Source organism: Chamaesiphon sp. VAR_48_metabat_403 (genome assembly GCF_031422475.1).
Taxonomy (GTDB): Bacteria; Cyanobacteriota; Cyanobacteriia; order Cyanobacteriales; family Chamaesiphonaceae; genus Chamaesiphon.
The window spans coordinates 1-21,895 of sequence record NZ_JANPLS010000159.1; the positions used below are offsets into that span (position 1 = coordinate 1).

General features: G+C 46.3%; 18 protein-coding genes. 9 read left to right on the forward strand and 9 right to left on the reverse strand.

The window, feature by feature from the left end:
• The 3 genes from ilvC to RMO79_RS07590 all read right to left on the reverse strand — a co-directional run.
• Positions 1-537: ketol-acid reductoisomerase (gene ilvC / locus RMO79_RS07580; protein WP_310482506.1), on the reverse strand; the 537-nt coding region annotated here is incomplete at its 3' end.
• A gap of 245 nt (positions 538-782) precedes the next feature.
• Positions 783-2,033, reverse strand: a complete 1,251-nt coding sequence (gene rodA, locus RMO79_RS07585; protein ID WP_310482507.1) for a rod shape-determining protein RodA — start codon at positions 2,031-2,033, stop codon at positions 783-785.
• A gap of 125 nt (positions 2,034-2,158) precedes the next feature.
• Positions 2,159-3,208 (reverse strand): Mrp/NBP35 family ATP-binding protein, encoded by a 1,050-nt coding sequence (locus RMO79_RS07590; protein ID WP_310482508.1) that lies wholly within the window; start codon positions 3,206-3,208, stop codon positions 2,159-2,161.
• 169 nt (positions 3,209-3,377) lie between these two features.
• Between RMO79_RS07590 and nadA the strand changes: the two genes are divergently transcribed.
• Both nadA and RMO79_RS07600 read left to right on the forward strand, forming a co-directional pair.
• Complete coding sequence (gene nadA, locus RMO79_RS07595) at positions 3,378-4,340, forward strand: quinolinate synthase NadA (RefSeq protein ID WP_310482509.1); 963 nt, start codon at positions 3,378-3,380, stop codon at positions 4,338-4,340.
• A gap of 290 nt (positions 4,341-4,630) precedes the next feature.
• Positions 4,631-4,933 (forward strand): hypothetical protein, encoded by a 303-nt coding sequence (locus tag RMO79_RS07600; RefSeq protein ID WP_310482510.1) that lies wholly within the window; start codon positions 4,631-4,633, stop codon positions 4,931-4,933.
• A 131-nt stretch (positions 4,934-5,064) separates the two neighbouring features.
• On the opposite strand, the gene RMO79_RS07605 is transcribed toward RMO79_RS07600, so the two are convergent.
• The gene (locus tag RMO79_RS07605) at positions 5,065-5,415 is read right to left on the reverse strand and encodes a hypothetical protein (RefSeq protein ID WP_310482511.1); all 351 of its coding nucleotides are present in this window, start codon (positions 5,413-5,415) and stop codon (positions 5,065-5,067) included.
• On the opposite strand from RMO79_RS07605, the gene trpB reads away from it, so the two are divergent.
• Positions 5,414-6,658: a tryptophan synthase subunit beta gene (gene trpB / locus RMO79_RS07610; RefSeq protein ID WP_310482512.1), complete on the forward strand. Its 1,245-nt coding sequence runs from the start codon at positions 5,414-5,416 to the stop codon at positions 6,656-6,658. The two genes, RMO79_RS07605 and trpB, sit on opposite strands and share 2 nt — an antisense overlap.
• 401 nt (positions 6,659-7,059) lie before the next feature.
• Positions 7,060-8,559, forward strand: a complete 1,500-nt coding sequence (malQ, locus tag RMO79_RS07615; RefSeq protein WP_310482513.1) for a 4-alpha-glucanotransferase — start codon at positions 7,060-7,062, stop codon at positions 8,557-8,559.
• A gap of 558 nt (positions 8,560-9,117) precedes the next feature.
• On the opposite strand, the gene RMO79_RS07620 is transcribed toward malQ, so the two are convergent.
• Both RMO79_RS07620 and RMO79_RS07625 read right to left on the reverse strand, forming a co-directional pair.
• Positions 9,118-10,311, reverse strand: coding sequence for a hybrid sensor histidine kinase/response regulator (locus RMO79_RS07620; protein ID WP_310482514.1), 1,194 nt, complete (start codon positions 10,309-10,311; stop codon positions 9,118-9,120).
• Positions 10,301-13,270 carry an ATP-binding protein gene (locus RMO79_RS07625; RefSeq protein ID WP_310482515.1) on the reverse strand — a complete coding sequence of 990 codons (2,970 nt, stop codon included), beginning with the start codon at positions 13,268-13,270 and terminating at the stop codon, positions 10,301-10,303. The genes RMO79_RS07620 and RMO79_RS07625 overlap by 11 nt, the downstream gene beginning before the upstream one ends.
• A gap of 351 nt (positions 13,271-13,621) precedes the next feature.
• Between RMO79_RS07625 and accC the strand changes: the two genes are divergently transcribed.
• Complete coding sequence (accC, locus tag RMO79_RS07630; RefSeq protein WP_310482516.1) at positions 13,622-14,977, forward strand: acetyl-CoA carboxylase biotin carboxylase subunit; 1,356 nt, start codon at positions 13,622-13,624, stop codon at positions 14,975-14,977.
• Positions 14,978-15,133: 156 nt separating this feature from the next.
• Here the strand turns inward: accC and RMO79_RS07635 are convergent, their stop codons facing one another.
• Both RMO79_RS07635 and RMO79_RS07640 read right to left on the reverse strand, forming a co-directional pair.
• The gene (locus RMO79_RS07635; protein ID WP_310482517.1) at positions 15,134-15,787 is read right to left on the reverse strand and encodes a glycoside hydrolase family protein; all 654 of its coding nucleotides are present in this window, start codon (positions 15,785-15,787) and stop codon (positions 15,134-15,136) included.
• An 86-nt stretch (positions 15,788-15,873) separates the two neighbouring features.
• Positions 15,874-16,530 (reverse strand): SDR family oxidoreductase, encoded by a 657-nt coding sequence (locus RMO79_RS07640; RefSeq protein ID WP_310482518.1) that lies wholly within the window; start codon positions 16,528-16,530, stop codon positions 15,874-15,876.
• A gap of 275 nt (positions 16,531-16,805) precedes the next feature.
• Here RMO79_RS07640 and RMO79_RS07645 point away from each other — a divergent pair, with 275 nt between their 5' ends.
• Positions 16,806-17,453, forward strand: a complete 648-nt coding sequence (locus RMO79_RS07645) for a DUF1997 domain-containing protein (RefSeq protein WP_310482519.1) — start codon at positions 16,806-16,808, stop codon at positions 17,451-17,453.
• A gap of 202 nt (positions 17,454-17,655) precedes the next feature.
• Positions 17,656-18,513, forward strand: coding sequence for a prephenate/arogenate dehydrogenase (locus RMO79_RS07650; RefSeq protein WP_310482520.1), 858 nt, complete (start codon positions 17,656-17,658; stop codon positions 18,511-18,513).
• A 169-nt stretch (positions 18,514-18,682) separates the two neighbouring features.
• On the opposite strand, the gene RMO79_RS07655 is transcribed toward RMO79_RS07650, so the two are convergent.
• A complete protein-coding gene (locus RMO79_RS07655) occupies positions 18,683-19,807 on the reverse strand; it encodes a GTP-binding protein (RefSeq protein ID WP_310482521.1) in 1,125 nt (374 codons plus the stop codon).
• A 183-nt stretch (positions 19,808-19,990) separates the two neighbouring features.
• Here RMO79_RS07655 and cysS point away from each other — a divergent pair, with 183 nt between their 5' ends.
• On the forward strand, positions 19,991-21,481 hold the full coding sequence (cysS, locus tag RMO79_RS07660) for a cysteine--tRNA ligase (protein WP_310482522.1): 1,491 nt from the start codon (positions 19,991-19,993) through the stop codon (positions 21,479-21,481).
• 18 nt (positions 21,482-21,499) lie between these two features.
• The gene (locus RMO79_RS07665) at positions 21,500-21,775 is read left to right on the forward strand and encodes a hypothetical protein (protein ID WP_310482523.1); all 276 of its coding nucleotides are present in this window, start codon (positions 21,500-21,502) and stop codon (positions 21,773-21,775) included.
• Positions 21,776-21,895: the final 120 nt, after the last annotated feature.

Below are 21,895 nucleotides of genomic sequence, written 5' to 3' on the forward strand. Positions count from 1 at the left end.
GATACCCGCACGGGTACCGCCAATGCCTTTAGCATAAGCCATCGCTCGATCGCGTGCTTGACCGGAAGCATCTTGATAAACGGCAAATAAAGCTGGTACGCCTTGCCCTTTTTGGTACTCATAGCGAACCGTATGTCCGGGGCCTTTGGGCGCGATCATCACCACATCGACATCGGCAGGGGGAACGACTTGCCCAAAGTGAATGTTAAAGCCGTGGGCGAAGGCAAGCGTTTTACCTGCGCTCAGATTTGGTTTAATCTCGTTTTCATAAATGCCCCGTTGGACCTCATCCGGGAGCAAAATCATAATCAGGTCTGCGGCGGCTGATGCTTGGGCAACTGTTTTGACGGTTAAGCCTTCGGCTTCGGCTTTGGCCGCCGATTTACTACCTGGGTATAGACCGATAATTACTTTTACGCCGCTATCTTTGAGGTTGAGCGCGTGAGCGTGCCCTTGGGAACCATAACCGATAATGGCTACAGTTTTGCCGTTTAATAGGTCTAAATTAGCATCGGCATCATAATACATCTGCGCCACGATCGATCTCTCCTTAACCTGTAATTATCTATAATATTTCCTACTCTAGCGTTACAAGCGAGTGCATATTTACTCGCTGTGTATTGCCGCAGGCAGAACATCTTACCATGTCGCGGTAGAACGATCGCCAAGAATCTTATCGATCTTTAGGCTTTAGGTTTTAGGTTTTAGGTTTTAGTGGATAGTGAATGGATTTTGGAATAATCCCCAGTTTCCCAGTTTCCCAGTCCCCCGCTCCCCGCGCCCTACAGACTAAACTTCCGCCGATAATTAGCTACCGATTCTACCAACCCGATCGCGATAAAATTGGTAATTAGTGCCGAGCCACCATAACTGATTAAGGGCAACGGAATCCCCGTAACGGGTGCGATCCCGATCGTCATGCTGATGTTAACGATTACCTGAAAACTAATCATTGCCAGTACGCCGATTGCTAAGAGCGAACCAAAATTATTAGGAGCTTGAGTGGCAACTCGGAGCAACCGCCAGCAGAATAAGAAAAAAGTCGCCAGCAAACAGATCGCACCCACAAAACCCAGTTCTTCCCCGATCGACGAAAAGATAAAATCGGTATGCTGTTCGGGAATAAAGTTGAGTTGCGTTTGGGTACCTTGATTGAGTCCCTGTCCCCATAATTCTCCCGCACCGATCGCAATTCGGGATTGAATTAAGTGATAACCAGCACCGAGGGGATATTTCTCAGGACTGAGAAAAACGATCAGACGGTCTTTTTGATAGTCTTTAAGGATATGCCAAAATACCTGTCCGAGTAAGCCAAACCCAATATTTACTCCCATCGCTACTACCGAAGTCACCCATCGCCACGGCAACGTCCACCAGGCAATTACCCCCATTAAGATTGCCCAAACGATCCACAAGGGAATACTCAAGCTGTATAAAATTGCGGCTGCTAGCGGCGATACTAGCAGCACCAGCCAGCCGGGATTGGCATTTGCCCAATACAACATTCCCAAAGCGATCGCGCCAAATACCAAGGATGTTCCTAAATCTGGCTGAATAAATACTAACAACCACGGTGGAATGGTAATTGCCAGCGCGCGTAAAAATGTCGGCAGCGTATTCGCCGGACGGCGATGTAAAATTGCTGCCAAAGTAATAATCAGCCCCACCTTCGCAAACTCCGACGGCTGGACGGTTAAACCGCCAAGATTAATCCATCGCTGCGCGCCTTTGGCACTATTGCCTAAAAAGTCTACCGCTACTAGCAAACCACTAGTCAAACCATAAGTCACCCAGTGCCAGCGCAACAAATAATTGTAAGAGATTCGGGCGATTCCCAACGCGATCGCCAAGCCAATCCCACCCACCATCCAGTGCTGCAACCAATGAATGACTGGTTGATTTAACTCGGTACTGTGAATCATCACACCACCAAAGAAGGTTAAACCCACTGTCATAAACAGCAGCAGCCAGTCCATCTGTTGCCAATGCAGGAACAGATCTCGCCAAGGCGATCGATTTGAGGATTTGTACATGGGAATTGGGGTTGTGGGGGGTGTGGGGAGACTGGGGAGACTGGGGGACGGGGGGACTGGGAGACTGGCGTATTTATTACTCCTTACTCCTCCAATCCTAAAACCTAAAACCTAAAACCTAAAACCTACTTCAACGCTGCGATCGAGACTTTTCCAGCGATCGATTTGGCGATCGAGATTAAAGCTTTGGCGGCGGCAGATTCTGGCTCGGCGATGACGATCGGAATGCCACGATCTCCGCCCGTGCGGACGGGGATTTCGAGGGGAATGCGACCGAGTAAAGGTACGCCAACTTCGGCGGCAAATTTTTCGCCACCATCAGAACCGAAGATATCATACTGTCGATCGGGCATGTCTGGCGGGATAAAATAGCTCATATTTTCAACTACTCCCAGCACTGTAGTGAATTTTTCAAACATCCGCAACCCTTTACGCGCATCGGCTAAGGCAACATTTTGCGGTGTGGTGACAATTACCGCGCCAGCCATCGGGACGGCTTGAGCGAGGGTAAGTTGTGCGTCGCCAGTTCCTGGGGGCAGATCGACGATTAAATAATCTAGTTCGCCCCAGTTAACTTGATACAGAAATTGGCGGATAATACCATTCAACATCGGCCCGCGCCAGATGACAGGCTGATCGCGATCGATCAAAAATGCCATCGATACGACTTTAACCCCATGATTGAAAGCAGGTTCGAGGCTACCATCGGCTGTCGGTACCAACCGAATATCGCTCAAACCAAACATTAATGGTGCATTGGGACCATAGATATCTGCATCTAACAGCCCGACTTTCGCGCCCAATTGAGCCAACGCGACGGCGACATTTGCCGCGACGGTACTTTTACCCACGCCGCCTTTACCACTGGAGATCGCGATGATATTTTTAACGCGATCGATGCCTACCCGGTCGGGCAAGCCCTTTTGTTGCGGAATTTCGGCAGTTACTTCAATTTCCACATCAGTCACGCCTGAGAGCGTTTTAACTGCCTGTTTGCATTCATCGACAATAAACTCGCGCAACGGACAAGCTGGTGTCGTCAAAACGACGGTAAATTTTACTAATCCGCCAGCTACCTGGATATTACGGATCATATTCAGTTCCACCAGGCTCTTTTGCAGCTCTGGATCTTGGACTGGTTTGAGTACTTCTAAAACTGTACTTGGATCTAACATTAGTATTTATATATTTTCCATTATGGGTTTAGTCTATCGCCTAAACCGCCTCATCAGTATCTTAACTGCGAGTAGCCTACTTCACAAAGCTCGATCTTACTTGGCATTTTGGTAGAATTTACTATAATTGAGATAGATAGCACTAAATATCCCATTCTCCACCAGCCAAATGTTTGTTACCGCACGCCCGACAGCCAATCCAGATGCCATCCCCGTGGATGTTGTCGCAGCAATTGAAGAATTAAAGCAATCGCTTAATGCTGTCATCCTGGCGCATTATTACCAGGATTCAGAAATTCAGGATGTGGCGGATTTTATTGGCGATTCATTAGAATTATCGCGTAGAGCTGCAAGTACCGATGCTGATGTCATTGTATTTGCTGGGGTTCACTTTATGGCGGAAACTGCCAAAATTTTGAATCCCAATAAGTTAGTATTATTACCAGATTTAGCAGCAGGATGTTCGCTGGCTGATAGTTGTCCGCCCGATGCTTTTGCCGCATTTAAAGCTAAATATCCCGACCATATTGTCATTTCTTACATCAATTGTACGGCAGAAATTAAAGCTTTGAGTGATATTATTTGTACTAGTTCTAATGCGGTAAAAATTGTCAAGCAGATTCCGCTAGCACAGGGCATTATTTTCGCACCCGATCGCAATCTCGGACGCTATGTCATGCAGCAAGCAGAACGAGAGATGGTGTTATGGCAAGGGAGCTGTATGGTACATGAAACTTTCTCGGAGAAGAAGTTAATCCAGCTTAAAATCAATTATCCCAGTGCCGAAATTATCGCCCATCCAGAATGTGAGGAAGCGGTGTTGCAACATGCCGATTTTATCGGTTCGACTAGTGCATTATTAAAATATACCGCCCAGAGTCAAAGTACCCAATTTATTATTGCAACAGAGCCGGGAATCATCCACCAGATGCAAAAAGCTCAACCCCAAAAAGAGTTTATCCCAGCACCACCGCTGAATAATTGTGCTTGCAATGAATGTCCGCACATGCGCCTAAATACATTAGAAAAATTGTATTTAGCAATGAAGACTCGATCGCCAGAAATTACGATGGCTGAAGATGTTCGATTAGCGGCTTTACGTCCGATGCAACGAATGTTAGAGATGAGCTAAAGATGCGATCGAATGTAGAGATCGCAGGATACATCTAATTACTTAAAGTAAGTCGGACAGCTAACAAATCGATGATGAGACAAATACTTCAAAAGTCGTGACTATAGTCACGACTTTTGAGTGAATGAGATGATGACTTTAGATAGTTATAAATCGATGGAAAGTATTACCTTCGGTTGATGGGGGGTCGAGAGCGATCGAGCTAAAGTTAAATTAATCTACTTATGTTACCGATCTTCAACTCGTACTTGCAACAATCGATTTTACGTCACGATAGGATAACTTAATATATGTCAAAATTTACTTCAATCGTCATCGGATTACTCAGCGCAGTTGCGATCTTGCCTGCGTCTCAAGTAATGGCGGCTACTAGTAATACTCCCGTCGCTCAACAACCATCTGGGGATCTCCATGCTCAGGTAATTTTGAAACTTGGCCCACAATATCGCCGAGACCAAGGATACAACTCAAATGTGCGACAAGATCGGCTCCGTCGGCGAATAGACCGGGCACAAGAGCGTGAAGCACGCGCCCGCCAAGAGGCAGAGCGGCTGCGTGCCCGCCAAAATAATCGTCGCTACAATCGTTACTAGAGCTAGATCTTTCAATTACCCATCGCCCGCACTAGCGGCCCACTCCGGTTGGGTTTCTGGGGCGATGGAAGTGCGACAAGACAGATGAAAAATTTTCTAGTTAACTGGTAGGAAATTTAAATTTAACATTATTATTTGGGGGCGATCGACACCGATTGCCCCTTTTTTACATTTCCACCAACGGATCTGATGGTGGTTTTTAAAAATAAAACTGTTGCAATCCGCATTCTGTCGTCAACAACCGGATCGAGATTCTTCAGGTGAGCGGGCTTTGGGCCAACGACGCACTGAAAATAGTGCAAGAGTTTTAAAATGATAATTACCCCCTTTTTTAAGAACTGTGGATAGCGACAAGCGCGCAGCGATATAATAGTCGAGCTAGTTAGTTTAAGCCTCGATCTCCAGCCATACAAGCTACAATTACAACGGCGAACGCCTTGCGACGATCGAGCTTTATCCGCCATCCCCACCCACAACCTCATGACCCAAACGCCGCTCTCACCCAACCAAAATCGTCAGTTACCGCTTCAACAGCCAGACAGTCTCGGTCGGTTTGGCAAATTTGGGGGGAAATACGTGCCCGAAACGCTGATGCCAGCACTCCTGGAATTTGAGTCCGAATACCGTCGCCACACTCAAGATCCGGAATTTCAGCGGCAACTCAACGAACTGCTGCGCGACTACGTGGGCAGACCTAGCCCCCTCTATTTTGCCGAACGCCTCACCGAACGTTACGCGCGTCCAGATGGCACTGGTGCCCAGATTTATCTCAAACGGGAAGACCTCAATCATACTGGTGCCCACAAAATTAATAATGCCCTCGCCCAAGTGCTCCTCGCCACACGGATGGGCAAGCAACGAGTTATCGCTGAAACGGGTGCGGGACAGCATGGAGTAGCTACAGCCACCGTCTGCGCTCGATTCGGGCTAGATTGCGTGATTTTTATGGGCGTGGAAGATATGAAACGCCAAGAACTAAATGTCTTTCGGATGCAATTGCTGGGTGCAGAAGTACGTCCGGTAGCGGCGGGAACAGGGACGCTCAAGGATGCCACTTCTGAAGCGATTCGGGATTGGGTGACTAATGTGGAGACTACTCATTATATCCTCGGCTCGGTTGCTGGCCCGCACCCTTACCCGATGATAGTTAGAGATTTCCATGCAGTTATCGGCATAGAAACTCGCGCTCAATCGCTCGAAAAATGGGGCGGTTTACCAGATATTCTGCTAGCCTGTATCGGCGGCGGTTCCAATGCGATGGGACTATTTCACGAATTTGTCAAAGAGCCAAGCGTCCGCCTGATTGGGGTCGAGGCTGCTGGCGAAGGAGTCGAAACCGATAAACATGCCGCCACCCTCACCAAAGGTCGTCCGGGGGTATTACATGGCGCGATGAGCTACCTATTGCAAGATAACGACGGGCAAGTTACCGAAGCCCATTCAATTAGTGCCGGATTAGACTATCCTGGGGTAGGCCCCGAACACAGTTATCTCAAAGATTTGGGACGAGCGGAATATTATAGCGTTACCGACGCTCAAGCTTTGGTTGCTTTTCAATTGTTATCCAAGTTAGAAGGCATTATACCCGCTCTCGAAACATCCCACGCGATCGCCTATCTGGAAACTCTGTGTCCTCAACTTTCTGGTAGTCCCAAAATTGTCATCAATTGTTCGGGACGCGGTGATAAGGATGTGCAGACGGTTGCTAAAGTGTTGAAGTTTTAGTTTTTCGAGTTGCTGCGTAGATTTTACCCACCCCGTCGCTACGCGCCACCCCTCTCTTGAAAAGGTGCTCCACTTGCGGAGTTCGTCCGGTCGGGTTCCCCGACCATGGAACGAACCCAAGCGGGGGAAACAAGCGACGTTTTGGGGCGCGACGTTTTCGGGGGAAGCTTCCCCCGAAAAGCTCGCTTGGGAAGCTTCCCCCCAAAAGCTCGCGACCCAAGACCGCACTTTTCGCTCCGTTCGCGGAGCGTCTCCCTTGGAGAGGAGGGGATTTTCCGCCCTAGCCCTAATATTGCGAAGTGATGGGGGAAATCCCCTCCTCGGAGGGGCGAATAAGCCGTAAGGCTAATTCAGGGTGGGTAAGATCTCCGCCGTAGTCCAGTCCCCCTCCCCCCTCATTTATGACTCGTTCCAGCGGAATTCTCCTTCATCCCACCTCACTACCTAGTCCATTTGGGATTGGAGATTTAGGTGAAGATGCATATCAGTTTATTGACTTTTTGCACGATGCCAAACAAAAATATTGGCAGATCTTACCATTAGGGCCGACGGGTTATGGTAACTCGCCTTATATGTGTTATTCGGCGATCGCGGGTAATCCTTTACTCCTGAGTCCAGTTAAACTATTAGAAGATGGATTACTAACTCCAGGGGACTTAGAAAATTTACCGACATTTTCTAGCCATAAAGTCAATTTTCCATTAGCGATCGAAACTAAAACTAAACTATATCATTTAGCATTCGAGCGATTTCAGACATTCGCCGATAAAGACCAAAAAGCTACTTTTGATAACTTCTGCCACAGTCAGATTTACTGGCTAGATGATTATGCTTTATTCATGGCAGTACGGGAAGAGCATGGAGACAAGAGTTGGCATCAATGGGAACAAGCCGATTTAGTCAAGCGCGAACCACTTGCCCTCATCCACTGGCAGAACCATCTCAAACCCCAAATTAGTTACCATAAGTTTCTTCAATTCAAGTTCTTTGAACAGTGGTCGGCATTAAAAGATTACGCTCATAAACATGAGATTGAAATTATTGGTGATATCCCCATTTATGTCGCTCACGACAGCGCAGATGTTTGGGCAAATCAAGAATTCTTTGAACTCGATCCCGAAACTGGGGCAGCCGCACTGATGGCTGGTGTGCCACCAGATTACTTTAGCGAAACCGGACAATTGTGGGGAAATCCAGTCTACAACTGGGAAAAATTAGCCCATACTCAATTCAATTGGTGGATTCAAAGATTTGAATCTCTACTAAAATTAGTCGATGTAATTCGGGTCGATCACTTTCGCGGTTTCCAAGCATTTTGGGCTGTCGAACAAGGCGAAACCACCGCGATTGATGGACGATGGATTAAGGCTCCAGGGGCAGACTTATTTGCTACCATTCAACAGAAATGGGGACATTTACCGATTTTAGCTGAAGATTTGGGGGTAATTACACCCGATGTAGAAGCACTGCGCGATCAGTTTGGTTTTCCAGGGATGAAAGTCCTCCAATTTGCGTTTGGTTCGGATAATGGCAATCCCTTTTTACCATTCAATCATGCACCCAATTTTGTGGTGTATACAGGTACTCATGACAATGATACAAGTGTCGGTTGGTTTGAGAAATTAGAAGGTGTCGAACGCGATCGATTCTTGTTATATGCTGGTGGTATTTGTAAAGAGGGAATTCATTGGGATCTGATCCGGTTGGCGATGACTTCTGTGGCGAATATCGCGATCTTTCCGCTCCAAGATGTCTTGGGGTTGGGTGGTGCAGCCAGAATGAATTTTCCAGGTGTGGCGGAAGGGAATTGGGAATGGCGTTACGATCCGACTGTTCTCAACGAGCCACTAGCATTACGATTGAAAAATTTAACTGCAATCTCTGGGCGAACTACCTCCTAAATTAATTGATAATTGATAATTGATAATTGCGGATGCGCGCACGCCTTTGTTCCCCGACGGTTTGCGAAAAGTGCGGTCTTGGGGCGCGAAGCTCTAGGGGGGAAGCTTCCCAAGCGAGCTTTTCGGGGGAAGCTTCCCCCGAAAACGTCGCGCCCCAAAACGTCGCTTGTTTCCCCCGCTTGGGTTCGTTCCATGGTCGGGTTCCCCGACCGGACGAACTCCGCAAGTGGAGCACCTTTTCAAGACAGCGGCGTTTTTATGTCTAGGGTTCCCCCTTCTTGGCGTTTTTTATGCGGGGGTTCCCCCCGCATAAAACGCCGCCGAATAAAAAAACGACAAGACAGCGACCCAAATCACGCGGAGGTTCCCTCCGCATGTGTTTGGGTCAAGACAGCGCACCAAGCAGATAATTGAGTTATTAGGATGGGGATTTAAGCCCCTGCTCTTCGTTAAATTTTGTTAGCAAATATCATCCTCAAAGGGATCTCACCGTACATTGAATGGGTTAAAACAGAGCATCTCTTCACAGCGATCGGTGCCTGTAGACAGTTGGGGGATTTACACTATGGGGGATATTTGCGGCAAGCCGTTAGCAGGTAATTCGATCGTAAAGCAGCTACCTGCATTTTCAATACTATAGACACTAATTTGACCGTTATGTAACTCCACAATTTGCTTCGCTAAAATTAGCCCCAGCCCGTTGCCTTCATGTCGCTCACCTAATACATTAGCAATTTGGACAAAGGGCTGGAAAAGCTGTTGGATATTTTCTGAAGTAATACCGATTCCAGTATCAGCGATCGCAATCCGAATACCTGGGATATTTTCGCTATCTGTTAACATTGCCTTGGTAACACTCAATGTGACAGAACCAGCAGCGGTAAATTTAATAGCATTGTTGAGTAAATTCAGGATAACTTGACGCATCTGACGTTCGTCGATCGACATTTGCGGCAGATTGGGTTCTATATTGAATATCAACTTGATATTTTTTTTATCGGCTAGTGATTGGATTGCGACCAAACAAGATCGACACAAATCTTCGATCGCGATGAGATCGAGATCTAATTTCAATTGACCAGATTCAATATTTGCTAGCTTGAGAGTATTATTAATCAGCGATAAGAGATGATTCCCATTGCGCTCTATCTGGGCTGCGTCATCAACTTGTTGAGTATTGAGTGTCCCAGATGTCTGTTCTTGCAACCGCTCTGCTAATCTCAAGATATCATCGATCGGTGTCCGAATTTCTGCACTCATAGTCGATAGGAACGATTTTTTCGAGATATTAGCTTGTTCTAAGGCTGCGTTGGCTATTCTCAATGAGGTGGTTTGCGCGGCTACTTGCTGTTCTAGATTTTGAGTTAGCAGACGTAACTGGATGTGGGTTCTGACTCTAGCTAAAATTTCTTGTTCTTGAAAAGGTTTGCTAATATAGTCTACGGCACCACAATTAAACCCTTTAATTTTATTACTGAGATCGATGATGGAAGTCATGAACACGATCGGAATATTGCAGGTTTTAGGATTGGCTTTGATCCGATCGCAGGTTTCAAATCCATCAATTCCAGGCATCCTCACATCTAGCAAAATCAAATCGGGAGATCGCCGTTGCAGCAGTTGTAGTGCCTTTTCCCCACTAGTGGCGATCGCGATTTCATAGCCAACATCACTCAGCACCGTAGAGAGTGCATCTAGGTTCGCAGGTGTGTCATCGACGATCAGAATTAGTCCATTTAAGTTAGTGGTCATGACTGAGTGAGCTTAATGAGGGGGACGATAGGGATTTTTGGAGGAAGATCTCGATTCGATCGATCTGAAATTCCTTGGCTAATTGGATGATGCGGCTGGTAAATGGTTGATAGAGAATATTTTTTTGCCCAATTTGCTCGGCGGTGGCAATTAATTTATTGACCATTCCATCCTGAATGAGTTCTAGTAAAATCTGTAAATCGGGTTCAGTAGGTAAAAATATCCCTGTAAGCGATGATGAATTATCATCCACTGAAAAGCTGTGATTTGAGTTAGTTCGCTCGTATTTCCAGGTGAGTTGTAAGTGTTTAGCTAGTAATGGCAATAACTCATCGATCTGGAGTGGTTTGGCGAGAAAATCATCACCACCCGCTGCTAGACTCTGTTCCCGATCGATTTGGGCGACTGATGCCGAAGAAACTAGCACGATCGAATGTTGGAGATTGCCATTATTCCGCAACTGCTGGAGTAGTTCATAGCCATCCATCACGGGCATAACTAGATCGGTAATAATCAGGTCTGGTAAAAGTTTGGCGATCGATTCTAAGCCCACTTTTCCGTTTTCAGCTTCAGCAACTTGAAAGCCTAATGGAGTGAGTAAATCTACTAAGACCGATCGATTTTCCCAGTGGTCATCAATAATCAAAATCTGGCGGCGTTCTCCCTCGTAACCAATAATCGTCGGTGCATCCTCGATCGGCTGTGGTTGGCTCGAAGTGGTGCCGATCGGCGGTGTTATTTCAAACCAGAATTCACTTCCTACACCCGCTTGACTCTGAACTTGAATTTTGCCCCCCATTAATTCAACGATTCTTTGGCTGATGGTTAATCCTAAGCCAGTACCTTCCGACTGGCGCGATCGATCGCCGACTTGTTCAAATGCTTGGAAAATGCGGTCGAGCCGATCGGCCGGAATTCCCGCTCCCGTATCCTGAATTTCAAACCGGAGGGTTGGGATGGTAGATAGTTGGATTGCGGTAACTGTAAAGCTGACTGTTCCTCGATCGGTAAACTTAATCGCATTACCCAGCAGGTTGATCAGGACTTGCCGGAGGCGTTTTTCATCAGTGACAATACTGGTGGGTAAATTGGGATCTGGCTGGAACATAAATTCAATCCCCTGGCGATCGGCTCGAATCCGACAGATATCTACGACATCTTGCAAGAAAGAAGACAGGTGAACTGATTGGGGGAAGAGTTCGAGTTTGCGAGCTTCGATTTTGGCAATGTCCAAAATATCATCGATCAGGGTGAGGAGATGATTGCCGCACTGATGAATGATATTAACGCCATGCTTTTCTCTGCCAGAAAGCGCGATCGACCGATTGAGGATTTGGGTATAACCTAAGATGCCATTGAGGGGAGTACGCAGTTCATGACTCATATTCGCCAAAAATTCACTTTTGGCTTGATTTGCCCCGTCAGCCAGTAGTTTGGCTTGGTGCAGTTCGGCTGTGCGACTTTCTACCCGGTGTTCTAGAGTATGAAAGGATTCCTGCAATTGATGAGTCATGTGGGTGAAAGCACTAGCTAGTTTGCCTAATTCATCCTGTCGCTGGGAATCAAGTTTGACATCAAAGTCTCCTGTTGCTAACTTCTGGGTGGCACTCAGCAGATTCTGAAGGGGGATGGCAATTTTTTGACGCAATACGATAAATAAGAGGATCAGTTCGACTAATAACGAGACTAGTCCCAATCCCAACACAAATTTGCTCAGACTCCAGGCGCGTTCTTGCAATAAAGACTCAGGATAGACATTAATCAGATACCAGTCTGCTCCTTTGAGTTTGGCAATGGCGAGATATTCCCGATCTTCACGATTGTACATCACACAATCTTCCTGTTGACTACTGCGGGCAATGTCAAAAATCCGGTGCAGATGTGGGTTATTGGCGGTTTTAACGTTGAGTTTTCCGGCGGCTGCTTGAATCCGCTCCATTAATTCTGGATGGGCAATTAACTGCCCATCTGCGCGCACAATTAGATTATAAGTTCCCTCTAATCGATCGGCGAGCGTGCGTTTGAGCAGATCGTTGAGGATAATATCATGGCCGATCGTCCCTAGATGACGACCTTGGGCATCATCGATCGGTGTTTCCGCTGAAATCATCCAGTCTTTGGAAACCGGATCGGCGTAAACCCCTGTCCAGAGGGTTTTGCGATCGGGATTGTGAGCGTGAGTGCCCAGATATACCCACTCTTCAGCCTTAATATCTAAATCTGCTTTAGCTTCAATTCCCCAGGCTACACCGGGCCAGAGGACGATATTTGCCCCCTCTGGCAAGCTAATATAAGTGTCCAAAAAGCGATTTCGCCAACCCGCTGCATATTTTTCCACAAACTCGTCGGACAAAACCAGCCGCTTTTGGAAGTCAAGATCGATCTTGACACCGCGTCCGACAAATGTGGTCGGATAAAGTTCGGTATTAAAGTCTTGCGGACGAGTGCCCTGGGGCACATTCCGGACTGTGCCATCCGACCACTTCACAAACCGTTGATTGAAGCGTTCCTGCCAATTGATAGAGTTAGTGGCGGTAAATTGCTTGAGAAAATCTCGACGTAACAAGGCATGATTGTCCTCCGCTAAGACAAAAATCGCCTCCTCTCGTTTACCACGCTCGGTAATATATTTAGTGAGTTTCGTCTGGGTATCTGCCGCCAACTGGGACATCAGATGCAGATAGCTAACTCCCGATCCAATCAGCACCACCGCTGAAATCCGAATCGCCATGTTCCCAAGTGTATTCGTCGTGAGCGATCGGGTATGGCTTTCTGCGATCCTGGTGACAACTGAGTCTGTCAATTTTTTTGAGGGTTTCCAAACAGCCATGGATAAAATGTTGTGATGTAAATTAGCGGCTTCACCAACGCCAAAAAGAGGCTGAATCGCTAGAAGTGTCGATCTAGTTTGGTTGTGGATCTTCTTGTTTTTGAGCCTAAGTAATTGAGGGGTAGTCAAAATTTCGAGCGAGACTAAGCCTAGGATTCCCAAATTTTGGGTAATTACATCATTTTTCGGTGTTTGCGTAGTATTTTCGTCAAAAGTGCCGGATGGTGTTTAAAAAGTCAGCCCCTAAATATTTTCACTTAGGCAATATCATTTCCTTCGCAAGTAAAAATCCGATCGCCTGATTTATTCGATCGCATCGTCCTAATTACGAGCTAAAGTTTCCATCAAGTTTAGGAGCAATCCAAATTTCCCTCGTCCTATCCCCAACCCCCCTATCCCCCGATCCCAATATTGACTAAACTGGTGCAAGCGGCGATTTGACAATCCCCAATCTCTAAAAGTTAGGAAACCTTAATCGTAATGTCATTTTCTAAAATCTTAATTGCCAATCGGGGCGAAATCGCTCTGAGAATTATTCGGACCTGTGGCGAGATGGGGATTGGTACAGTTGCCGTGCATTCAACGATCGATCGCAAAGCCCTGCACGTCCAATTAGCAGATGAAGCCGTGTGTATCGGCGAACCAATCGGGAGTAAGAGTTATTTAAATATCCCCAATATTATATCCGCCGCCCTGACGCGGAATGCGACAGCCATTCATCCCGGCTATGGATTTCTGGCGGAAAACGCCCGATTCGCCGAAATCTGTGCCGATCATCATCTGACCTTTATCGGCCCCTCCCCAGCCGCCATGCGGGCGATGGGGGACAAATCTACCGCCAAGGATACGATGAAACGAGTCGGAGTTCCGACGGTACCCGGTAGCGATGGATTATTAGCCGATGCGGAAGAAGCACTCAAAATTGCGGTTGAAATCGGTTACCCAGTCATGCTTAAAGCTACCGCTGGCGGCGGCGGAAGAGGAATGCGACTGGTACGGGAAGAAGCAGACTTAGTACGGCTCTATCACGCCGCACAGGGCGAAGCAGAAGCCGCATTCGGCAATGGTGGCGTATACGTCGAAAAATTTATCGAATGTCCCCGCCATATCGAATTTCAGATTCTCGCCGACAATTATGGAAACGTCGTTTATCTGGGCGAACGCGATTGCTCGATTCAACGCCGCCATCAAAAGCTGCTAGAAGAAGCTCCCAGCCCCGCCTTAACCCCCGAACTTCGCCAGAAAATGGGTGCCGCCGCGATCGCCGCAGCTAAATCGATCGATTATGCTGGTGTGGGCACTGTAGAATTTCTGCTCGATAAACATGGGGATTTCTACTTTATGGAAATGAATACCCGGATTCAAGTCGAACATCCCGTCACCGAAATGATTACCGGACTAGATTTAATCGCCGAGCAAATTCGCGTCGCCCAAGGTGAAAAACTTTCCTTCACGCAAGAACAAGTAGTATTAAAAGGTCATTCGATCGAATGTCGCGTCAACGCCGAGGATCCCGACCATAACTTCCGCCCATGCCCTGGTAAAATTACTGGCTATTTGGCTCCAGGTGGCCCAGGAGTGCGGATCGATTCTCATGTGTATACCGATTACGAGATTCCCCCCTTTTACGACTCTCTGATTGGCAAATTAATCGTCTGGGGAGTCGATCGAGATACGGCAATTCGACGGATGCGTCGGGCGTTGCGGGAGTATGCAATTACGGGCGTACCGACGACGATTAATTTCCACCAACGCATTCTCGAACATCCCGATTTTATTAAGGGTGAAGTTTATACTAACTTTGTCGAGCAAATGATGTCCACTGACGGACTATGATTTACTATGATTTGCATGATTAGGGTGATTGACTACGATCGAGACAATAGATTTTGATTAGGTTAATTGTGTGGCTTTGAACTGGGCGATCGAGATAATGGACTACGAACGAACCAACAGATAGAATCATAGTCCATCATCTTAATCATACTAATCTTAGTCCAGCTCTTCCTTCAATATCTTCTGATAAATACCAGCTAATTTAGGTGTCACCGTATTAGTCTCAATCCCATAGCCCAAACTCGTCCAGGTACTCGACAACCGCTTTCTGACCTTCTCCAAATCGCCATTTTTTAATGTCTGGGGAATATTCATTTTCCAGAATTGTTCGTCACTAAGCCAAGCATGAACCACTGCATCTTGGTACTCAGGCTCGAAACTATAAGTACACTGAAAAAAGTACAACACACAATCCGGTTGGGGATGATATTTCTTAGACATTGCTGCCCAAGTGGTATTAATCATCTGATAGCGTCCCGCTGCTGTGGAACAATTATTAATATTCGGCCCATTGGCGATCCGCACGCACTTTTCGGGATGACGATCGAGACTTTTAGCATAACTCCCACCATATATTACCGAATAAGGCCGACGATCGCTGGCTTCACTAGCCGAAATCATCCGCATTAATGCCCGAATGTAAGGATCGCCGCCTGTCATTACCAACGGTGGATTTCGCGTTGTCTCAAAGGTAGGACTCCCCTTGGGCGAACGCAATGTTTGTCTGAATAGTAATACTAGGCACAATGCAACTATACCGCCGATCGCCATGCCGATCGTTTTATAAGGCTTGGGTTTGATTAAATCCATTATGGTGGGGGAAGAATCGGAGAATATCGACAGCAGGGATAGAGTAGTCGGAATTTTTGAGGATACCTGCTACCTACCCCACATAACTACACCGCCGAGAAGAGATCTTCCCAACTTTTTGATATGGCGGTAGGCGAACTGACGATTTCTAGGACTTTATTTCGGGCTTGCGGACTAGTGAGTGACTCAACGCACACCAGGGCTACCTTTTGTCTAGGTATACTACCATCAAAGAGGGTATCCGCTCCCGACATCACAATCGGGTTTGTATTATCTTCATTTTTGAGTCCGCCTGGACGCACGATCGTATAATTGAGTCCGCTAGTTTTGAGATACTGTTCGGCTTGTTGCTTCCACCACAAAATCAACCAAAACAGATTGAGTGGATGAAAGAAATTCGATACGCACAGCGATGACACAAATACAAACTGCTCGATATTGTGAGACTTAGCAGCCTCTACCAGGTTTTTAGTGCCTTCATAATCTACCTGATAAGGGCCAGTTGGATCGAAACTCGGTTTGGCTCCCGTGGCGCAGAGAATTACCGTACTCTCGCCAATTGCTTCACTAATACTACCGCGATCGAGCACATTCCCCGTCACTAATTCTACCTCTGCTGGTAAAATTGCTCGTGCCTTGGCAAGATCTCTGACCATCGCTCGGACTGGAATCCCTCGATTGACTAACTCTTGGACGATCCGTCGTCCAGTTTCCCCTGTCGCTCCGGCTACAAATGCTTTCATTAAGTTTTTGTTACAATAAACTAAAAATTGAGATTCCCTACTTCTTATGTTAGAGACAGAAACAATTAAATGGGCATCTACCGTCAGCAAATCCCAGGGGGAGCGTCCGAATCGACACCTACAAGACGGCAAATAATCCAATCGCATCTAAATCTCGATCGACGACTTACTCAAAATTTCCGGTTTTCACTAGCTAAAGCTTGTAAATAAATCTGGGGAGTCAGTGCATTTCTACCAACACCATACAATCAGCACATCAACAGGATAGAAGCGGGATGCCAGTAACAACACTAGAAAAAACCACCGAAAAACAGAATTCGATCGTGATGAATCCTGAATTAGAACAGCAAGATCTAGTGTCAGCCGATCTGAAGCAACTCCAACCCTTTTGTTTTAGCTATCGCTTCACCGATGCCATGCTGATGGGGGCAGATGTCAAAACAGTTGCGAAATACCTCGATGCCCATCAGGGCTGGTTTACACGCTGCGCTCATCCAATGACAGCCAGCCCGGTGGGTAAAAATGGTTATGCACTGACGATCGGTAAATTTGGTTCGTTTGGCTATACAGTCGAACCCAAAATCGGCTTGGAGTTATTGCCCCAAGATAGTGGCGTATATCGCATCAAAACCATCGCTATCCCCGATTATACCGCTCCAGGTTATGATGTGAGTTTTAATGCTCAGATGCGCCTGGTAGAGACCGTAGATGGCGATACCTTGGGTACGAAGGTCGAGTGGGATCTCGATTTACATATCTACATTCAGTTTCCTAAGTTTATCTACAAGTTACCCACTGGTGTGATTCAGGGTACGGGCGATAAACTCTTAAAGCAAATTGTCAACCGCGTCTCTAAGCAATTGACGCATAAGGTTCAGCAAGATTTTCATGGCAATTTGGGCTTGAAAATTCCTAAGTGTTAGATCGCATCAAATCCCATTTTTAGTCCGATCGCAGCTTGCAATAATATGTAACTACTATTTTGGATAGTAGATCGAATACCGATTGTGAGTCTGTTCCTGCCGCTGTTGCTGGTGTAAGCTGTGACTCTACCGAGCATCATCGAGATCGACTGACATCGGCATGGCACAATAGAACGAGTAATTAATAACAGAACAGACAACTGTGAAGATCGGGATCGTCGGGATCGGACTCATTGGCGCATCGTTAGGATGGGATTTGCGCCAACTCGGACATCAGGTTGTGGGTGTGAGCCGTCAGCAGGAAACTTGTGCAATTGCCAAACGGGAGGGGATTTGCGATCGCACTAGTAGCGATTTGGCGAGTCTAGCCGATACCGAAATTATTTTTATCTGCACGCCAATTGCGGCAATTCTGCCGACGATCGAATTATTGACACCCCATCTCGATCCGCAGACAATTATTACTGATGCTGGTTCTGTTAAAGGCGAAATTGTCGATCGGGCGACGGCATTATGGGCTAATTTTGTGGGTGGACACCCAATGGCTGGCAACTCTCAGAGCGGGGTAGGTGCCTTTGAAAAGGGTCTGTTTGCCAATCGACCTTATGTTTTGACCCCGACGGCTGAAACTGCGCCCTCCGCCCTGTCGAGCGTGGATAAGTTAGTGAGATCGCTCCAAGCTATTGTCTATCATACAACTCCCGATCGACACGATCGATCCGTGGCATGGATTTCGCATTTACCTGTGATGGTGAGTGCGAGTTTGATGAGTGCTTGTTTGGGTGAAGAAGATCCCTTAATTCTCGATTTTGCGAAAAAGTTTGCCAGTACGGGCTTTAAAGATACCAGTCGGGTGGGTGCTGGCAATCCCGAAATGGGGATGATGATGGCACAATACAATCAGGATGCTTTATTGCAATCTTTATATCAATATCGCGATCGATTGGACGATCTTATTGGCTCGATCGAATCGCGAGAATGGACGGAAATTCAGGATTTATTAGCGACGAATCAAGCCGCACGCGCTGATTTTTTGAATAGTAAGGATACCTGCGATTGAGAGGATGTCTGAGAACTCAATTTTGGTAAGCTTAAATCTCGGCAGATTCCCACTCGGAAGAGCAATAACTAAACAATTAATTCGATCGATTGGCTTCGTTTTACCCAACTTTGTCACGCAGGCAAAGCCTAATCGATCGCAACTAAATTAATCTGACTTAAACGAGATTTTATTTGCCGAAACCTTTCCCCGCAGTTACCTTACTAGTAGTCAAGCAATTTTCTAATTGTTTGATGATTTTGTCCCGATCGAGATCTTGACCGATAATTACAAACTTAGTCTGAGGCTGACCTTTCCACTGGTCGTCATCGATCGAGAACCGTTTGCCACACAGGTGGAACACATGACATTTATCGCTTTCATCGAACCATAAAAATCCTTTAGCGCGGAAGATATTGACAGTCAATTGATTGTCTAAAAAGTGCTGAAATTTTCGGAGTAAAAATGGTCGATCGCTTACAAAAGATAATGAAGTAAAACCATCATTTTCTAAGTGATGAGAATGGTCGTGATGGTCGTGTGAATGGTCGTGTTCGCACTTATTATGGTCGTGGTCGCAATTACTATGGTCTTCATGCTCTGCATGTGCATGGTCGTGATGGTCATGCGAATGGTTGTGAGTGGCTGGCTCGTCTAAGTACTTATCCGACTCAAATAAACCCACGCTCAGAATCATCGGTAACGATACTTGCGATTTTTTCGTCCGAATGATTCTCGCACCTTCTTTCATGTCGCGGATGCGAACTTCTAATAAATCTACATCAGCTTCATCGACGAGATCGATCTTATTTAGTAAAATGATATCGCCATAAGTAATCTGACTTTGAGCGGCTTCGCTATTAAATAAATCTAAACTAAAATTTTCGGCATCGACTAAAGTAATAATCGAATCGAGTCGAGTTACATCGCGCAATTCCGTACCTAAAAATGTGAGTGCGACGGGTAGCGGATCGGCTAAACCAGTAGTCTCGACAACTAAATAATCGATTTGTTCCGATCGAGCCAATACTTTATGGACTGCATTCACCAAATCTTCGTTAATCGTACAGCAAATACAACCATTATTTAATTCCACCATATCCTCACCAGTCGCGACAATCAGATCGTTATCGATACCGATTTCGCCAAATTCATTCACGAGTACCGCCGTTTTGATACCTTGCTGGTTTTGCAAGATATGATTGAGGAGAGTAGTCTTCCCACTACCGAGGAAACCCGTAATAATCGTGACAGGTACTAATTTCTGGTCTACGTCAATGATTTCGAGAGTTGGGGCGATCGTAGTTGATGTCATAAAAATACACGGTGGGATGATACAGAAATTCGCAGTCAATCGATGGCAAACTTAGAATAGAGCGATTGTCCTGCTCCGACGATTCACTAGTCATTTTAACCTTTATTTGAGAGTCTAAATTCCCTAAAGCCTAATACCTAAAGCCTAAAGTCCAACCCCTCCAGCCAAAATCGCGTCATCACCATGTCTCTAACCATATACAACACCCTCACCAGAACTAAAGAGCCGTTCCAAACCTTGACACCCAACCAGGTGAAAATGTACTGCTGCGGGGTGACTGTATACGACTACTGCCATCTCGGTCACGCTCGATCGTATATTGTGTGGGATACCGTCCGTCGCTATTTACAATGGCGCGGCTATGCTGTTGAATACGTCCAAAACTTCACCGATATCGACGACAAGATTCTCAAACGCGCCGATCTCGAACAGAGTTCGATGACAGCAGTCGCCGAAAAATATACCGCCGCCTATTTTGAAGATCTCCACCGTCTCAACGTCCGCGATGCCGATAGCTATCCCCTGGCTACCAAACACATCCAAGAGATTCAAGACTTAATCGCCGATCTCGAAACCAAAGGCTTCGCCTACGCAGTAGACGGCGATGTTTACTTCCGCGTGCGGAGATTTGACGAATATGGCAAACTCTCCAAACGCAACCTCGAAGATCTCCGCGCGGGTGCTGGCGAACGCATCGAAGCCGCAGATCCCGACCAAATTAAAAAAGAAGATCCCTTCGATTTTGCCCTCTGGAAGGCAGCAAAACCGGGCGAACCATCCTGGGAGTCTCCGTGGGGAAATGGACGACCGGGCTGGCATATAGAATGCTCTGCGATGATCCAAAAGCAGTTGGGCGACACCATCGATATCCATTGCGGTGGCGGCGATTTAGTTTTCCCCCACCACGAGAATGAAATCGCTCAATCCGAATGCGCTCACGATCGCAGGCCACTATCCACCTATTGGATGCACAATGGAATGGTTAAACTCAGCGGTGAAAAAATGTCCAAATCATTGGGCAACTTTATCACGATCCGCAAATTATTAGACGATTATCGCGATAGCAATAACCAACCCATCGATCCGATGACGGTGCGATTATTCGTTCTCACCGCTCAATATCGCAAGCCGATGGATTTTAGCGATGCCTCAATTACCGCCGCCGGACAAAGTTGGCAGACAATTAAAGATGGCATGTTGTTCGGTTATGAATTTGGCGAAAAATTAGGCTGGGATAATCTCGATCCGATTCGCACGGATGCTTCAGCCACTACTACCGATGAAGTAAACAGATTTCGCACCGCAGCAGACGACGATTTCAACTTTGCCGAAGGTTTAGTGGTAGTATTTGAACTCGCTAAAGAATTGCGAAAAGTCGGGAATATTATCGCCCACGACAGCGAACAAACAGCAGATCCAGTTCTGCTCAAAGACAAATGGCAAACATTAATAGAATTAGCAGGAGTGTTAGGTTTGGAAGTTAATCCCGATGAATTGAAAGTACAAGTAAGTGGTTTGAGCGATGCAGAAATCGAATCATTACTAACCGAACGTCAAATTGCCAGAGCAAATAAAGACTTTGCAACAAGCGATCGCATCCGCGCTCAATTAACAGAAGAAAAGATCGTGGTCATCGATAAAGCTGGCGTTCCTAGCACTTGGTATCGGGGGTAATCGAATTGAGAAAAATGTATGAGCATTACATGTCAGATTAAGCGAATATCTATTTCAACACTAGAACTTATTCAGCAAGAACCATTACTTTTATCTTCATTGTTAGATGCGAAGTGGGTGCCAGAATCTCCATTCTGGCACCAGAACAAATGGATAGATGAATCTGCGGAAAAAACCAAGCAAGCAGCCCAGATGAGATTTAGTAAGTCTCTAAAAGATTGCAATCGATGGAAAAACAACTATAGTTTGCAAGCTTTAGAGCAACAACTACTTATCGATCGTCAAAGCAGATAGCAATAGATATAAATAATCTATGACCTATACAAACATTCAATATTATGGCTTACAACAACTTTTCTTTGCAAGATGTAATAGACCGATTTGAAATAAATTTACTTGAGTCAACTTTTTGTG

Excerpts from the sequence above, each read along its gene's own strand:
- rodA (WP_310482507.1), bottom strand. The coding sequence starts at position 2,033 with ATGTACAAATCCTCAAATCGATCGCCTTGGCGAGATCTGTTCCTGCAT.
- RMO79_RS07590 (WP_310482508.1), bottom strand. The coding sequence starts at position 3,208 with ATGTTAGATCCAAGTACAGTTTTAGAAGTACTCAAACCAGTCCAAGAT.
- nadA (WP_310482509.1), top strand. The coding sequence starts at position 3,378 with ATGTTTGTTACCGCACGCCCGACAGCCAATCCAGATGCCATCCCCGTG.
- RMO79_RS07600 (WP_310482510.1), top strand. The coding sequence starts at position 4,631 with ATGTCAAAATTTACTTCAATCGTCATCGGATTACTCAGCGCAGTTGCG.
- trpB (WP_310482512.1), top strand. The coding sequence starts at position 5,414 with ATGACCCAAACGCCGCTCTCACCCAACCAAAATCGTCAGTTACCGCTT.
- RMO79_RS07605 (WP_310482511.1), bottom strand. The coding sequence starts at position 5,415 with ATGAGGTTGTGGGTGGGGATGGCGGATAAAGCTCGATCGTCGCAAGGC.
- malQ (WP_310482513.1), top strand. The coding sequence starts at position 7,060 with ATGACTCGTTCCAGCGGAATTCTCCTTCATCCCACCTCACTACCTAGT.
- RMO79_RS07620 (WP_310482514.1), bottom strand. The coding sequence starts at position 10,311 with ATGACCACTAACTTAAATGGACTAATTCTGATCGTCGATGACACACCT.
- accC (WP_310482516.1), top strand. The coding sequence starts at position 13,622 with ATGTCATTTTCTAAAATCTTAATTGCCAATCGGGGCGAAATCGCTCTG.
- RMO79_RS07635 (WP_310482517.1), bottom strand. The coding sequence starts at position 15,787 with ATGGATTTAATCAAACCCAAGCCTTATAAAACGATCGGCATGGCGATC.
- RMO79_RS07640 (WP_310482518.1), bottom strand. The coding sequence starts at position 16,530 with ATGAAAGCATTTGTAGCCGGAGCGACAGGGGAAACTGGACGACGGATC.
- RMO79_RS07645 (WP_310482519.1), top strand. The coding sequence starts at position 16,806 with ATGCCAGTAACAACACTAGAAAAAACCACCGAAAAACAGAATTCGATC.
- RMO79_RS07655 (WP_310482521.1), bottom strand. The coding sequence starts at position 19,807 with ATGACATCAACTACGATCGCCCCAACTCTCGAAATCATTGACGTAGAC.
- cysS (WP_310482522.1), top strand. The coding sequence starts at position 19,991 with ATGTCTCTAACCATATACAACACCCTCACCAGAACTAAAGAGCCGTTC.
- RMO79_RS07665 (WP_310482523.1), top strand. The coding sequence starts at position 21,500 with ATGAGCATTACATGTCAGATTAAGCGAATATCTATTTCAACACTAGAA.